Source organism: Frigoribacterium sp. ACAM 257, from assembly GCF_007954365.1.
Classification (GTDB): domain Bacteria; phylum Actinomycetota; class Actinomycetes; order Actinomycetales; family Microbacteriaceae; genus Frigoribacterium.
The window spans coordinates 1-13,824 of record NZ_VOLO01000006.1 but is presented as its reverse complement, the minus strand read 5'-3'; the positions used below and the strand labels follow the sequence as shown (position 1 = coordinate 13,824).

General features: G+C 73.6%; 12 protein-coding genes. 5 read left to right on the top strand and 7 right to left on the bottom strand.

Going from position 1 to position 13,824, the window contains the following annotated elements; translation table 11 throughout:
* Positions 1–84: 84 nt before the first annotated feature.
* The 4 genes from ES689_RS13990 to ES689_RS13975 all read right to left on the bottom strand — a co-directional run bounded on the left by ES689_RS13990 (position 85) and on the right by ES689_RS13975 (position 4,958).
* Positions 85–963 carry an alpha/beta fold hydrolase gene (locus ES689_RS13990; RefSeq protein ID WP_146905929.1) on the bottom strand — a complete coding sequence of 293 codons (879 nt, stop codon included), beginning with the start codon at positions 961–963 and terminating at the stop codon, positions 85–87.
* On the bottom strand, positions 963–2,477 hold the full coding sequence (locus ES689_RS13985) for an FAD-binding oxidoreductase (protein WP_146905927.1): 1,515 nt from the start codon (positions 2,475–2,477) through the stop codon (positions 963–965). Before ES689_RS13985 ends, ES689_RS13990 begins: the two co-directional genes overlap by 1 nt.
* Positions 2,478–2,667: 190 nt before the next feature.
* Positions 2,668–3,480 (bottom strand): response regulator transcription factor, encoded by an 813-nt coding sequence (locus ES689_RS13980; protein ID WP_146905925.1) that lies wholly within the window; start codon positions 3,478–3,480, stop codon positions 2,668–2,670.
* The gene (locus ES689_RS13975; RefSeq protein ID WP_146905923.1) at positions 3,477–4,958 is read right to left on the bottom strand and encodes a sensor histidine kinase; all 1,482 of its coding nucleotides are present in this window, start codon (positions 4,956–4,958) and stop codon (positions 3,477–3,479) included. Before ES689_RS13975 ends, ES689_RS13980 begins: the two co-directional genes overlap by 4 nt.
* A gap of 84 nt (positions 4,959–5,042) precedes the next feature.
* On the opposite strand from ES689_RS13975, the gene ES689_RS13970 reads away from it, so the two are divergent.
* A complete protein-coding gene (locus ES689_RS13970) occupies positions 5,043–5,750 on the top strand; it encodes a DUF4232 domain-containing protein (RefSeq protein ID WP_146905921.1) in 708 nt (235 codons plus the stop codon).
* Positions 5,751–5,924: 174 nt separating this feature from the next.
* Here ES689_RS13970 and ES689_RS15955 read toward each other — a convergent pair whose 3' ends face one another.
* The 3 genes from ES689_RS15955 to ES689_RS13955 form a co-directional block, all read right to left on the bottom strand.
* On the bottom strand, positions 5,925–7,184 hold the full coding sequence (locus ES689_RS15955; RefSeq protein ID WP_223269625.1) for an amidoligase family protein: 1,260 nt from the start codon (positions 7,182–7,184) through the stop codon (positions 5,925–5,927).
* A gap of 8 nt (positions 7,185–7,192) precedes the next feature.
* Positions 7,193–7,990 carry a hypothetical protein gene (locus ES689_RS13960; RefSeq protein ID WP_146905919.1) on the bottom strand — a complete coding sequence of 266 codons (798 nt, stop codon included), beginning with the start codon at positions 7,988–7,990 and terminating at the stop codon, positions 7,193–7,195.
* A gap of 202 nt (positions 7,991–8,192) precedes the next feature.
* Positions 8,193–9,236, bottom strand: a complete 1,044-nt coding sequence (locus ES689_RS13955; protein WP_146905917.1) for an NAD(P)-dependent alcohol dehydrogenase — start codon at positions 9,234–9,236, stop codon at positions 8,193–8,195.
* Positions 9,237–9,557: 321 nt separating this feature from the next.
* On the opposite strand from ES689_RS13955, the gene ES689_RS13950 reads away from it, so the two are divergent.
* From ES689_RS13950 to ES689_RS13935, 4 genes are all read left to right on the top strand, one after another.
* Positions 9,558–10,616: an ABC transporter ATP-binding protein gene (locus tag ES689_RS13950; protein ID WP_146905915.1), complete on the top strand. Its 1,059-nt coding sequence runs from the start codon at positions 9,558–9,560 to the stop codon at positions 10,614–10,616.
* Entirely contained in the window at positions 10,613–11,266 is a 654-nt protein-coding gene (locus ES689_RS13945; protein ID WP_146905913.1) for an ABC transporter permease, read from the top strand. Before ES689_RS13950 ends, ES689_RS13945 begins: the two co-directional genes overlap by 4 nt.
* Complete coding sequence (locus ES689_RS13940; RefSeq protein WP_146905911.1) at positions 11,263–12,063, top strand: ABC transporter permease; 801 nt, start codon at positions 11,263–11,265, stop codon at positions 12,061–12,063. The genes ES689_RS13945 and ES689_RS13940 overlap by 4 nt, the downstream gene beginning before the upstream one ends.
* A 126-nt stretch (positions 12,064–12,189) precedes the next feature.
* Entirely contained in the window at positions 12,190–13,110 is a 921-nt protein-coding gene (locus tag ES689_RS13935; protein ID WP_146905909.1) for an ABC transporter substrate-binding protein, read from the top strand.
* The last annotated feature ends 714 nt before the right edge of the window (positions 13,111–13,824 follow it).

Below are 13,824 nucleotides of genomic sequence, written 5' to 3'. Positions count from 1 at the left end.
ACCCGCGTGAACCCTCGTGCGCGTCGGCGGGTGTGCGCGGGTTCGACGGGTCCGGACGCGCGCCCGCGCAGGGCGAGCGCGGCCTCAGAGGCCCGCGACGAACGCGAGCAGCACCCCGTTGAACTCGTCGGGGCGGTCGAAGTTCGTCGCGTGCCCGGCGTCGTCGATGACGACCGACCGGCCGAGTTCGTGGTCGCCGACCGCCGCCTCCGCGTGGCTGCAGGGCCAGAGCTGGCTGTCGCGGCCGGCGACCATCGTGAAGGGCACGTCGAGGCGGGCGATCACGTCGCGCCAGTCCTGGAGGCCGTGGTCGCGGAGCAGCCTGCGCGTCTCCGGCGCGTTCGCCTGCCGGACGGCGGGCGGGCCGCCGAGCCGCTCGAACAGCCGGGCGACCCCGGTGTTCGCCGGGTCGACGCGGGCGCCGCGGCCGGTGTCGGGGATGCCGGCGTCGAAGAACGTGCCGCTGTTCTCGGGCGTCATGCCGTAGAAGCCGTGGCTCCACCCGGCGTCGTTCACGAGCTTCGGCGTCTGGTCGATCGTCAGCACGCCCGCGACCCGGTCGGTGCCGAAGAGGTCGATCACGGCCCAGACCGTGCTCGCGCCCATCGACTGGCCGACGAGCACGACGTCGTGGAGGTCGAGGTGCACGAGCAGCTCGTGCAGGTCGGCACCGTGGCGGGCGATCCGCTGGCCGTGCAGCACGTCCTCGCTGGCGCCGTGCGAGCGTCGGTCGAACTCGACGACGCGGTGGCCGGCCGCGAGCAACGCGTCGGTCTGCAGCGCCCATGCCACGGCGGGCATCGCGTAGCCGGCGACGAGCACGACGGTGCGGGAGGCGGTGGTGCGGGAGGCGGTGGTCGCGGGGGAGGCGGCGGCCGCGTCGGTCCTGCCGGTCGCGACGGGCGCCTCCTGCGAGTCCGTGTACGCGAGCGTCACGCCGTCGGTGCTGACGAACGTGCCCATCAGAAGGCCTTCCCGGGGTTGAGGGTGCCGGCAGGGTCGAGGGCGTCCTTCACGGAGCGGTGCATCGCGAGCACGCGGTCGCCCAGCTCGGCCCGGAGGCCGGGCAGCTTCAGCAGGCCGACGCCGTGCTCGCCGGTCACGGTGCCGCCGAGGTCGAGGCAGTCGGCCACGATGGCGTCGAACGCCTCCTTCGCCCTCGCCTTGGCGGCGTCGTCTCCCTCGGGAGCGATGATCAGCGGGTGCAGGTTGCCGTCGCCCGCGTGCGCGATGTTCGCGATGACGACGTCGGCGCTCGCCGCGGTGGCCTGGATGCGCCGGAGCATCTCGGGCACGGCCGAGCGCGGCACGCAGATGTCCTCGGTGAGCACGGGGCCGAGCCGCTCGAGCGCCGGGTAGGCGAGCCGGCGGGCCTGGAACAGCCGGTCGATGTCGGCGGGGTCCGTGGCCAGCTCGACGTCGGTGCCGCCCGCCTCCGCGAACACCCGGGCGACCTGGTCGGCGAGCTCGTCGCCGGCCGCGCCGCGCTCGTCGACCCGGGCCAGCAGCAGCGTGTCGACGTCGGACGGCAGCCCGAGGTGCACCCAGTCGTCGACCGCGCGGAGGCAGGTCCGGTCGAGGATCTCGAGCGCGGCCGGGATGATGCCCGCCCGCGAGATCGCCGCCACCGCGTCGCCCGCCGCGACGAGTGAGGGGAAGTACCCGATGACGGCGCGCTCGTCGCGGCCGGCCAGCGGCAGCAGCCGCACCGTCACCGAGGTCACGACGCCGAGCGTGCCCTCCGACCCCACCATCAGGCCGACGAGGTCGTAGCCGGCGACGCCCTTCGCCGTGCGGCGGCCGAGCTCGACGACGGAGCCGTCGGCGAGCACCACCGTGAGGCCCAGCACGTAGTCGCGCGTCACGCCGTACTTGACGCAGCAGATCCCGCCCGCGTTCGTGGCGACGTTGCCGCCGATCGTGGAGATCGCCGAGCTGGCCGGGTCGGGCGGGTACCAGAGGCCGTGCTCGGCCACGGCGGCGCGCAGGGCCTCGTTGATCACACCTGGCTGCACCACGGCGTACCGCTCGTCGACGTCGATCTCGGTGACGGCGTCCATCAGCTCGAGCGACAGCACGACGCAGTTCGCGACGGCGTTCGCGCCGCCGGAGAGACCGGTGCCCGCTCCGCGCGGCACGACCCTCACGCCGGAGGCGGCGGCCAGGCGGAGCACCGCGCTCACCTCGTCCGTGCTGCGGGCGCGCACGACCGCGAGGGGTGCCTCGAACGGCGCCCACTCGGCGTCGTCGTGGCTGTAGCGGGCGAGCGAGTCCGGGTCGAGGAGCACGCGGTCGGCGTCGAGCGCCGCCACGAGGTCGGCGACGAGCGCGGCGACGGCCTCGTCAGCGAGGGAAGGCGCCGAGACGGCGGGGGTCTGCGTGGATGCGGGGGCCTGCGCGGGTGCGGGGGCCTGCGCGGGCGCGGCCGTGGGTGCGGAGGAGGCGGCGCGTGCGTCCGCTTCGCTGGTGACGGTCATGCGGGGCGTCCTCCTGGCTCGGCTCGGTGCGCACCGACTGTAGCCCCGCTCCCCGGGCCGCGCCTCCGGCTGGCAGCCCGCCGCGTGCGCGAGACCCCTCGTACCCGCGCACACCCGCGAGCGTGCACGCGGGTGTGCGCGGGTCCGAGGGGTGTGGACGTGTGTGCGGCGGCGTGCGGAGTGGTGCGGGTCAGCGGGCTGCGCCGCCGCCGGCTTCGCGGCCGGCCCGCGCGAAGCCCGACTCGTAGGCGAAGACGGCGGCCTGCACGCGCGTGCGGGTGCCGGTCTTCGCGAGCAGGTTCGAGATGTGCGTCTTGACGGTCGCGATGCTGAGGTAGAGCTCCTGGGCGATGTCGACGTTGCTGAGGCCCCGCGCGACCCCGTCGAGCACGTCGAGCTCGCGGTCGCTCAGCCCGTCGAGCGCCGCTCGGAGGAGCGGCGGGGCCGGCCGGGACGCGGCGGGCCCCGCGACGGCGGCCGCCGGCGCTCCAGCGGCCGCGGCCGCGGACGCCTGCACGGGCGCCTGGGCGGGCGACTGGGCGGGCAGGCGCGCGGACGAGTCGCCCGACCTGCGCGCCGCCTCCGTCGCGACGGTCTGCTCGATCAGCGCCCGCGTCATCGCCGGGTCGATCAGCGAGTCGCCGCGGGCGGCCGAGCGGACGGCGGCGGCCATGAGGTCGGGCCCCGAGTCCTTGAGCAAGAACCCCGAGGCACCGGCGGCGATGCCGTCGAAGAGGTGCTCGTCGTCGTCGAAGGTCGTGATGAGCACGACGGCCGTGGCCGGCTCGGCGACGATGCGCCGGGTGGCAGCGATGCCGTCGAGGCGCGGCATGCGGATGTCCATGACGACGACGTCCGGCCGCAGCTCGCGCGCGTCGCGCACGGCGTCCTCGCCGTCGCGGCTCTGGCCCACGACGACGAGGTCGTCCTCGGCGTCGAGCATCGTCGCGATGCCCGCGCGGGCGATCGCCTGGTCGTCGACGACCAGCACCCGGAGGGTCACGACGCGGCTCCCTCGGACTTCGCCACGAGGGCGCGGCGGGCGTCGGCCGTCGAGGCGTCGGCCGCCGGCCCCGCCGTGACGGATCCGGTCGTCACGACCCCGGTCCCGGCCACCGCGTCAGCCGCCTCGGCGGCCGTCGCCGGTCCGACCGAGAAGGAGGCGCCTCCCCGGGGCAGCTCCGCCCTCACGGCCCAGCCCGTGCCGGCCGCGTCGTGCCCCGTGACGAGCACGCCGCCCAGCCCTGCGATCCGCTCGCGCATGTTCGCTATGCCGGCGCCGCCCCGGGGCACGTCGGGGAACCGCTCGGCGGCGGGGCCGGGGTCGGTGACGACCACCTGCCAGGCCGTGGGGCCCTCCGTGATCGCGACCCGCACCTCCTCGGCGGACGAGTGCAGCATCGTGTTCGTGAGGCACTCCTGCACGACCCCGAGCACCGCGATCCGCTGCGGCGCGGGCAGCTCGCCGTGCACCAGCACGGTGCAGTCGACGAGGTAGCCGATCGCGCGCAGCCTGGCCGCCATCGCCTCGAGCTCGACGTCGAGGTCGCCCGTCGTGTCGGCGAGCGGCCCGACCGGTGCGGCCTTGAGCACGCGGACGACGGTGCGGATGCGGGTGAGCACGTCCTTGCCGCCGAGCACCACGTCGTCGAGCGCGGCGACCAGCCGGTCGGGGTGCTGGTCGGCGACGCGCACCGCCGCCTGCGCACCGATCACGAGGGCGGCGACGTGGTGCGCCACCTCGTCGTGCACGTCGCGGGCGATCCGGGTGCGCTCGCGCTCGGCGATGCGCAGGGCCTCTTCTGCGCGAAGGGCGACGAGCTCGCGGTTGCGGGCCGCCAGCTGCGCCGTGGCCCGCCGCTGGCGCTGCAGGGCGACCGCGGCGGCGACGACGAGCGCGCAGCCGACCAGGTAGCCGAACTGCGTCGAGCGGTCGTAGAACACGGCCCAGTCGAGGGCGTCGAACACGGAGCCGTCGGCCAGCCACGACCCCACGACGACCGGCCACGGGACGATGGTGAGCACGGCGAGCACCGCGAAGGAGGCGGCGGGCGCGAACACCGGGAGCCCGTTCGCCACCGAGATGAAGACCGTCACCGCCAGCGGCACCAGCAGCTCGGGCGCACGGACGTACCAGTCGCCCGGCACCGGCCCGAAGGCGATCGCGACGGTGATCGCGGAGACGGCGGTGAGCGAGGCGAGGGGGAACCGCTTCGTGGTCGCCGCCGCGACCAGCCCCGTGAGGCCGACGACGACGTAGCCCGGCAGGCTGGAGGGGTACCAGTTGAACTGCAGCGCGATGATCAGCGCGGTCAGGTACGCGGCGACGCCGAGCCCGAGCAGGAGCACGCGGCGGAGCCCGGGGCCGAGGTCGCGGAGCGGCGCGACGGCACGGAGGCGGGCGACGAGGGACGAGCCCTGGCTCGTGGCCCGCGGCGTCTCCGCCGTCGCGGCACCGGCCTGGGCGTCTGCTGTCTGCACGTCCACACGCTAGCTCCGGCCCAGGGTGCGTTTCTCGGCCAGAAGGATGAACGATATTTCTGCAGTGAGTGCACGATCGAGGGCATGAACCGTTCCGCGAAGATCCTCCTGCCCCTCGTGCTGGCCTCGTCGCTCGGCCTGCTCGTCTCGGGCTGCACCTCCGGCGACCCCGACTCGTCGGCGACCAGCGCCTCCTCGGCTCCGCCCTCGTCCGCCTCGTCAGCGTCCGCCGCGCCCGACGGGTCGGCCAGCCCGTCGGCGTCCGCGTCGGCACCCGCCGAGCCGAGCGTGACGCCCGGACCCGACGGCGCCTCGGGAGGCGGGGGAGACCTCGGCGACGGCGCCTCGGGCGACGCCTCGGCCCGCTGCACGGTCGACGAGCTCGGCGTCGAGATCGCCGACGGAGGCGGCGGCGCGGCCGGCAGCTACGGCATCGCGTTCATCTTCACCAACACGGGCGACCGGACCTGCACGCTGCAGGGCTGGCCGGGCGTCTCGTTCGTCGGGGGCGGGGACGGCACCCAGATCGGCGCCTCCGCGACGCTCGACCGCGGCACCCCGCACGACACCCAGAGCCTCGCGCCCGGCGGCGAGGTCCAGGCGCTCGTGAAGATCGTGCAGGCCGGCGGCTTCGACGCCGCCACCTGCCAGCCGACCGCGACCGACGGGTTCCGCATCTACCCGCCCGGGTCGGTCCGCTCGATCTTCGTGGGCGCGTCGGGCTCGAGCTTCGAGGCGTGCGCGAACACGGCCGTGCAGCAGCTCTCGACGAGCGCGCTCGCCGCGTTCTAGCGCGCACGCGACGCGTCGCTCGTCCGCGCATCGGTCGAGTGGATCTCATGTGTCGCGTCGTGAGGGTCGACCAGCGCCCTGACCGCACGAGAAGTCACATGACCGTGCCTCACCTCACGTGACCCGGCTTCACGTGGCCGGGCCGGGCGCGCCTGAGTGGCCCCGGCACACAGCTCAGACGCCCGCGAGCCGTCGGAGCTCGGCGACGGCTCGGTCGGGAGTCACGGAGGCGGCGGTCGTCGGGCGCGGGAGGGGCGCCTCCTCGAGGCACCGGTCGAGCAGGGCCTCGACGAGCCGGGCACGACCGGTGATGTCGGAGGCGGAGAGCGAGCCGGGCAGGATCCGCACCTCGACCGTGTCGCGCGCCGGGCTGTCGGTGAGCAGGGCCGTGAGGTTCACGTCCATGTACTTCGTGAGGAGCGGCTTCGTGAGGAGCGGCTTCGTGAGGTCGGGCTTCGTGAGGCGGGGCTTCGTGAGGCCGGGCCTGATGAGGCCGGGCTCGGTGAGCCCGGTGCCGGCCGCGGCCTGCTGGAGGCGGTGCCAGCGCTGGGCGGAGGCGGCACCTCCTCCGCTCGTCGCGTCGGCGTGCCGCGCCGCGGCCCACGCGGCCCACTCGGCCCCCTCCTCCTCGACGAGGGCGAGAAGCGGGGGCGGCATCGGGGCCAGCCGCGTGCAGGCCGGGTTCGTCCCGAGCAGTTCGTGCAGCGCCCCGCGCCAGTTCCCGACGAGTCGGACGAGGTTCGCGAAAGCGTGCGCCGACCGGAACGGCTCCCCGTCGACGTGCAGGTGCACGGCAGCCTCGAGGGGGACGGTGAAGCCGAGCTCCCTCGCGGGCCGGAGCAGCGCCTCCAGCGCAGCCTCGTGGTCGACGATCAGGGGAGCCGTCACGATCTCGCACGGGCGCTCGCGGCCCGGGGCGAGCGGGGCGGCCATCGCGATGCTCGCCCCTGAGCGGTCGCGGAGACGCCGGACGCCGCCCACCACGTCGACGTCCGTGGCGAAGAGCCGAGCGATCCCGTTGAGCGCCTGGTGGAAGGGGGCGTCCGGGTCGCTGTGGTCGGCCACGAGGCGCAGGAGGCGCGGGTCGTCCGAGAGGACGCGCCACAGGTCGGGAGACGGCGACGCCGAGGTGACGGGCGCGGCCCGGCCGACCCGCTCCTCCTCGTGTCCACGTCGCAGGTCGTCGGCGATCGTGATGTCGTCCACGAAGGAGGCGACGGGCGCGCCGTGCGCGTCGGACACCTCCCACGCCGGTGTCAGGTGCCAGAAATGACCCATCCCGGGCACGAGCGACGGCTCGGAGTCGGTGTGGAAGACCCGACGGGCCGCCCCGCCCGAGGCGTGGGCGACCCGGCGGGCGAGCACGCCGCGATCGACGCCGGGCGGGGCGAGCAGCTCGATCTCGACGCCGATCCGGCGCCGCAGCGTCGTCACGGCGTGGCTCAGGGGACGACCGGCAGGCTGTCGCCGGCGAGCAGCGCCGCCCCGGCCCGGGCCTCGGCCTCGCGCACGGAGCCGCTCTGCCAGATCGCGGCGAGCTCGGTCGCGTTCGCCTCGGTGTAGCCGCTCGCGGTGAACGCGGCCACCTGCTGGTCCTCGGTGAACGTCGCGGGCGCGGCCGGCACCTCCTGGTGGGCCAGCAGCGTCGCCCCGATGGTGCTCTTCACGGAGTACACGCTGGGCTCGCCCCAGGCCACGGTGAGGCCGAGCGCCTGCTCCCAGCCGCCGCGTCCGAGAACGAACGCCACGAGCCGCTGGTCGTCAGTGTAGGAGGCGCCGGGAGCCTCGTCGGGGCCGAACGGCAACGGGGTGCCGGCCGAGATCGCCGCCCCGGCCTTGCCCTTCGCCGTGGCGACGTCGGGCGTGCCCCAGACGACGGCGAGGTTCAGGGCGTCGTCTGCGTAGGGCGAGGCGGCGAAGGCCGCGAGGTCGGCGTCGCTGTAGGTGATCTTCGGCGCCGGGGCCTCGGCGCCCTCCGGCGTGCTCGCGGCCTGGGCGGCTGCGGCGTCGGCCGCGGCCTGTGCCGACGACGTGGCCGGGGCCGCGCCGTCGGCGGCGAAGGCGCCGGCCGCGCCGAGTCCCAGCGCGGAGCCGGTGACGGCGCAGGCGACGACGGCGACGACGCCGGCGCGGCGGAACGAGGCTCCCCGGCCGGTGCCGGGGGCGGTGCGGGCGGTCGGGCTGATGTGGCCGGTGCTCGTGGTGCCGCGGGTCTCGGAGGTGCTGCTGTCCTGGTCCATGAGGTGCTCCTCGGTCGGGTCGGCGGGGTGCGACGGTGCGTCGCGGTGCCGACCCTCCGGACGCTACGAGCACGAGGAGGCGCGGGTCGAGCGATCCGGCCCGGTCCCGTCCGCACGGCGTCCGGTTCGGTCCGGAGGGATGAGCCGCACGCGCCGGGCACCCCTCGTCCGCTCCTCCGAACGACCGAGCGTGGCGGACGCGCTACGGGACGATGACCGCGCGGCCGCGGACCGTGCCCGCCGCGAGGGCCTCGTACGCGGCCGGGCCGTCGTCGAGCGAGTACCGCTGCGTCTCGACCGAGACGCGACCCGACCGGGCGAGGTCGAGCACCTCGATCAGCTCGGAGCGGCTGCCCCAGTACGGCACCCGGACGGCGGCGTCGTAGGCGATCGAGCCGAAGCCGACCTGTGCGGTGCCGCCGCCGATCCCGACGATGGTGACGTCCGCCTCCGAGGCGGCGACCGACGTGGCCAGGGCCACCGTGGGAGGCGCCCCCACGAAGTCGAAGACCGCGTTCGCGCCCAGCCCGCCCGTGAGCTCGCGGATGCCGTCGGCGGCCGTCTCGTCGCTGATCAGCACGTGATCGGCGCCGACGTGGGTGGCCAGCTCGAGCTTGTCGTCGCTGACGTCGAGGGCGATGATCTGCGCACCCGAGAGCGCCTTGAGGATCTGGATGCCGACGTGGCCGAGGCCGCCGGCGCCGATGACGACCGCGAAGGTGCCGGCGCCGAGCTTCGGCAGCGACGTCTTGATCGCGTGGTACGGCGTGAGCCCGGCGTCGGTCAGCGACACGTTCTCGACGGGGTCGAGGTCGCCGAGCGGCACCAGGTGGCGCGGGTCGTCGACGACCATGTACTCGGCCATCGAGCCGGGCGCGCCGAGGCCGGGAGGCTTGATGCCCTCGGCGGCCGCGTTGACGCAGTAGTTCTCCTTGCCCTGCGAGCAGGGGCGGCAGCGGCCGCAGCCCCACGGACCGTAGACGGCGACCGCGTCGCCGACCTGCAGGTGCTCGACGCCCTCGCCGAGCTCGGCGACGACGCCGGCGCCCTCGTGGCCGAGCGTGAGGGGGAGGGGATAGCCGCCCGCCGTGTACTCCTCGTCGCTGAGGCCCATGACGAACTCGTCGCTGTGGCAGACGCCGGCGGCGGTGATCTTCAACAGCACCTGGCCGGGGCCGGGCGACGGCTTCTCGATCTCGACGACCTCGGGGTGCTGACCGATCTTCGTGTACTGGAGTGCCTTCATGGCCAGAGGCTACGCCGGGCGCACGGCCCGTGCCCGACACCTGTCGGCTGGCTGGACCGCTGGCGTGCTCGAGCGCCGCGAGTGGTCACAACACGTCCTCCATGGGCTCGCGAGGAACTCTTTCTGACCACTCGGTGCCGGTGCCGTCGGATCTCGCGGGCAAATTCCCCCGCGCCGCACGGAACGCAAGACCCCAAGGTCACGATCAGGCCTCGATCACCGCGCACCGACCAGGAATCGGCGACAATGAGTGACGTATGGCTGTTCTACCGGTCATGTCGAACACCCGGCCACCACGGTTCCGACAGGCAAGGAGAACAGATGATCACGTTCGAGGGCGTCAGCAAGGTCTATCCCGACGGCACGGTGGCCGTCGAGCAGCTCGACATGGAGCTGCCGACCGGCGAGCTCACCGTCCTGGTCGGCCCTTCCGGGTGCGGCAAGACCACCTCGCTGCGCATGATCAACCGCATGGTCACCCCGTCGACCGGCCGCGTGCTCATCGACGGCGTCGACGTCGCCGGCCAGGACGAGGCTCTGTTGCGCCGCGGCATCGGCTACGTCATCCAGGCCGCCGGCCTGTTCCCGCACCGCACCATCGTCGAGAACATCATGACGGTGCCCGCGCTCGTCGGCACGAGCAAGAAGGCGGCCCGCGCCACCGCGGTCGAGCTGATGGAGCGGGTCGGGCTCACCTCGGCGATGGCCGACCGCTACCCGGTGCAGCTCTCGGGGGGCCAGCAGCAGCGCGTGGGCGTCGCCCGTGCCCTCGCCGCCGACCCGCCGGTAATGATCATGGACGAGCCGTTCAGCGCCGTCGACCCGATCGTCCGCGAGGGCCTGCAGGCCGAGTTCCTGCGCCTGCAGCGCGACCTCGGCAAGACCATCGCGATGGTCACCCACGACATCGACGAGGCGATCAAGCTCGGCGACAACGTCGCCGTGTTCCAGGAGGGCGGCCGCCTCGCCCAGTTCGCCACCCCCCGCGAGCTGCTCGCGAACCCGGCCGACGACTTCGTCGCGGGCTTCGTCGGCCGCGACCGCGGCTTCCGCAGCCTCTCGTTCGACTCGGCCGCGAGCCTCGACGTCGCGCCCCTGTCCGAGGTGACGTCCGGCCCTGAGCAGCTGGTGCTCGACCAGGCCGGCCGCCCGCTCGGCTGGACGGGTGCGGGTCTCGGGTCGACCGCCTCCCCGACGCCCACCGGAGGCGCGTTCACGAGCACGGACTCGCTGCGCCTCGTCACCGACCTCGCCATCACGTCGCCGGTCGGCGTCGTCGTCCGCGTCGACGAGAACGGGGTCGCGGACGGCGTGATCCGCCACACCAGCCTCATGCAGCAGCTGGAATCCCGCCGTCGACGGGAGGTCGACCCGGCGTGATCCAGTACCTGCAGAACAACGTCGCGGTGATCCAGGCCGCGCTGTCGCAGCACGTGTTCCTCGCGCTGGTGCCGGTGCTGATCGGCATCGTCGTCTCCCTGCCGATCGGCTACCTCGCGGTCCGGTTCGGGTTCCTCTACCACCCGCTGCTCAACCTCAGCGGGATCCTCTACGCGGTGCCGTCGATCGCGCTGATCGTGCTCGTGCCGACGATCGTCGGCATCCAGATCCTGTCGCCGCTGAACATCATCATCGCCCTCAGCGTCTACACGATCGCGCTGCTCGTGCGGGTCGTCGCCGACGGGCTCAAGTCGGTCGACCCGCTCGTGACCGAGGCCGCGTCCGCGATGGGCTACCGCCGCCTCCGGCGCCTGGTCTCGGTCGAGCTGCCGATCGCGCTGCCGGTCATGCTCGCGGGGCTCCGCGTCGCGACCGTCGCCAACGTCAGCCTCGTCAGCGTCGGCGCCCTGATCGGCGTCGGCGGCCTCGGCGCCCTCTTCACGCGCGGCCAGCAGCTCGACTACGCGCCGCCGATCGTCGTCGGCATCGTGCTCTCGGTGCTGCTCGCGGCCGTCTGCGACGGCATCATCGTGCTGATCCAGCGTCGCGTGACGCCCTGGACGCGCGCGGCAGGGAGGATCGCCGCATGAGCGACGGACTGCTCGGCTACCTGCTCGACCCGGCCAACTGGCAGGGCGGGGGCGTGCGCGCCTCCATCCCCGCGCTGATCGGGACCCACCTCTGGTACACGGTGCAGGCGCTCGTCGTCGCCGCCGTGATCGCCCTGCCGCTCGGCCTCTACATCGGCCACACCGGCAAGGGCTCGTTCATCGCGATCAACGCCGCGAACGCCGGCCGGTCGCTGCCGACGCTGGGGCTCATCATCCTGCTCGTCGTGATCATGGGCCTCGGCTTCGGCCCCGTGCTCATCGCGCTCGTCGTGCTCGCGATCCCGCCGATCCTCACCACGACGTACGCGGGCATCCGCGCGGTCGACCCGGCAGCGATCGACGCCGCCAGGGGCATGGGGATGCGGCCGCTGCAGGTGCTGTTCAAGGTCGAGGTGCCGATCGCGCTGCCGCTGATCTCGTCGGGCCTCCGCAACGCCCTGCTGCAGGTCGTCGCCACCTCGACCGTCGCCGCGTACGTCGGCATCGGCGGGCTCGGCCGGCTGCTGATCGACGGGCTGTCGCTCAACGACTACGGCCGCGTCGTGGCGGGCGCCGTCGTCGTCGCCGCACTGGCGATCGTGCTCGACCTGCTCGCCGCGGGGACGCAGCGGCTGGTCGTGTCGCCCGGGCTCACCGGGCGCATCCCGCGGCGTCTGCGGCGTGCCGCTCCTGCCGCTGCCGCACCCGCGCCGGCGCTGGCCCCTGCCGACGGGGTCGCGTCCACGACCTCGACGCCCGAGCCCGTCTCCTCGGGGCGCGACGGCGCGTCCTCCTGACCCGATGCGCGCCTCCTGGCCCGCGCCTCCTCGACTCGACCGGCACCTCCCGGTCATCCCCTTCACCCACACCCCCGCACCCGAACGAATCGTCGTCAGGTGCACGAGAGCAAAGGCTCACACCCCATGAAGAAGACCCTCCTCGGCGCCATCGGCGTCATCGGCGTCGGCGTCCTCGCGCTGTCCGCCTGCTCCGACCCCACCGCCAGCACCGGCGGCGGCGCGTCGTCCGACAGCGACACGATCGCCATCGGCTCGGCGAACTTCCCCGAGAGCGAGCTGCTCGGCGAGATCTACGCCCAGGCACTCGAGGCCAAGGACGTCGAGGTCAGCCGCACCTTCAACATCGGCGCCCGCGAGGTCTACCTCAAGGCGCTCGAGGACGGCTCGATCGACCTGCTGCCCGAGTACAACGGCGCCCTGCTCGCCGCGCTGGCGACCGACGGCGTGGACGAGGGCGTCACCTCGCCCGACGACGTCTACGACGCACTGCAGGACGTGCTGCCCGAGGGCATCGTCTCGCTGCCCCAGTCGGACGCCGAGGACAAGGACACCCTCACCGTCACCCGCGCGACGGCCGACCAGTACGGCCTCGAGACCATCGAGGACCTCGAGCCCGTCGCGGGCGAGCTCCGCCTCGCCGGCGGCCCCGAGTTCGCGGAGCGCCAGCAGGGCGTCGTCGGCCTCGAGTCGGTCTACGGCCTCACCTTCAAGGAGTTCGTGCCCCTCGACGCCGGCGGGCCGCTGACGCTCGCCGCGCTCGAGAACGGCGACGTCGAGGTCGCGAACCTCTTCTCGACCGACTCGGCCATCACGACGAACGACCTCGTCACCCTCGAGGACACGAAGAACCTGTTCCTCTCGGAGAACATCGTGCCGATCATCCGCGAGGACAAGTCGAGCGACACCGTCGAGGAGGCGCTCAACGCCGTCTCGGAGGCGCTCACCACCGAGAACCTCACGGAGTACCTCGCCATGGTGCAGGTCGACAAGCAGGACTCGGCGACCGTCGCCACCGCGTTCCTCACGGAGTACGACCTGCTGTAGGTCTCGCCGTACCGGAGGTCTCGCTCGCGAACCGACGAAGAAGGTCCTCCCCGGTCTCGGGGAGGACCTTCTTCGTCGTCCCGCCCTCGTCGACCGTGCCCCTCCTCATTCAGGAAGATGTGGCCTGAGTTGCGCGGTGGGGGGAGTGCGAGTCCTGAGTCGTGCAGGGTTCAGGAGGTGCGGGTCGTGATCTCCTGAATGCCGAGAGCAGCCGCAGGGCCTTGTCTGCCCGGGCCGGGAACAGACCTGCGACCGGAGTCGACCCGGGATGGTGTCTCTCCTCGTTCAGGAAGATGTGGCCTGAGTTGCGCAGCGGGGGGAGTGCGAGTCCTGAGTCGTGCATGGTTCAGGAGGTGCGGGTCGGGTGTTCCTGGATGCTGCGGGTCGCGGTCGCGGTCGTGGTAGCGGTCGGCTGAGGTGCGGGCCGAGGAGGTGCGGGCCGAGGAGGTGCGGGTCGGGGGACGCGGGAAGCCCCGTCCCGCAGGTCGCGGGACGGGGCTTCACCGGGAACGTCGGCGGGTGCCGACGGGGGACGCCAGCCGAGGAGGGCTGCTCGATGAGCCCTCCTCGGTGAGCAGTACGGGTACTACTCGGTGGCGACGGTGATCTTCGCGACGCCGACGAGCATCTCGTCCTGGACGGCGTCGGTGTTGAAGGTCTGGTTCAGCAGGGCGGCGGCGTCGGGGCTGATGTGGACGGTGGTGCCCTCGAGGA

Excerpts from the sequence above, each read along its gene's own strand:
- ES689_RS13960 (WP_146905919.1), bottom strand. The coding sequence starts at position 7,990 with ATGGACCAGGACAGCAGCACCTCCGAGACCCGCGGCACCACGAGCACC.
- ES689_RS13955 (WP_146905917.1), bottom strand. The coding sequence starts at position 9,236 with ATGAAGGCACTCCAGTACACGAAGATCGGTCAGCACCCCGAGGTCGTC.
- ES689_RS13970 (WP_146905921.1), top strand. The coding sequence starts at position 5,043 with ATGAACCGTTCCGCGAAGATCCTCCTGCCCCTCGTGCTGGCCTCGTCG.
- ES689_RS13940 (WP_146905911.1), top strand. The coding sequence starts at position 11,263 with ATGAGCGACGGACTGCTCGGCTACCTGCTCGACCCGGCCAACTGGCAG.
- ES689_RS13990 (WP_146905929.1), bottom strand. The coding sequence starts at position 963 with ATGGGCACGTTCGTCAGCACCGACGGCGTGACGCTCGCGTACACGGAC.
- ES689_RS13985 (WP_146905927.1), bottom strand. The coding sequence starts at position 2,477 with ATGACCGTCACCAGCGAAGCGGACGCACGCGCCGCCTCCTCCGCACCC.
- ES689_RS13950 (WP_146905915.1), top strand. The coding sequence starts at position 9,558 with ATGATCACGTTCGAGGGCGTCAGCAAGGTCTATCCCGACGGCACGGTG.
- ES689_RS13935 (WP_146905909.1), top strand. The coding sequence starts at position 12,190 with ATGAAGAAGACCCTCCTCGGCGCCATCGGCGTCATCGGCGTCGGCGTC.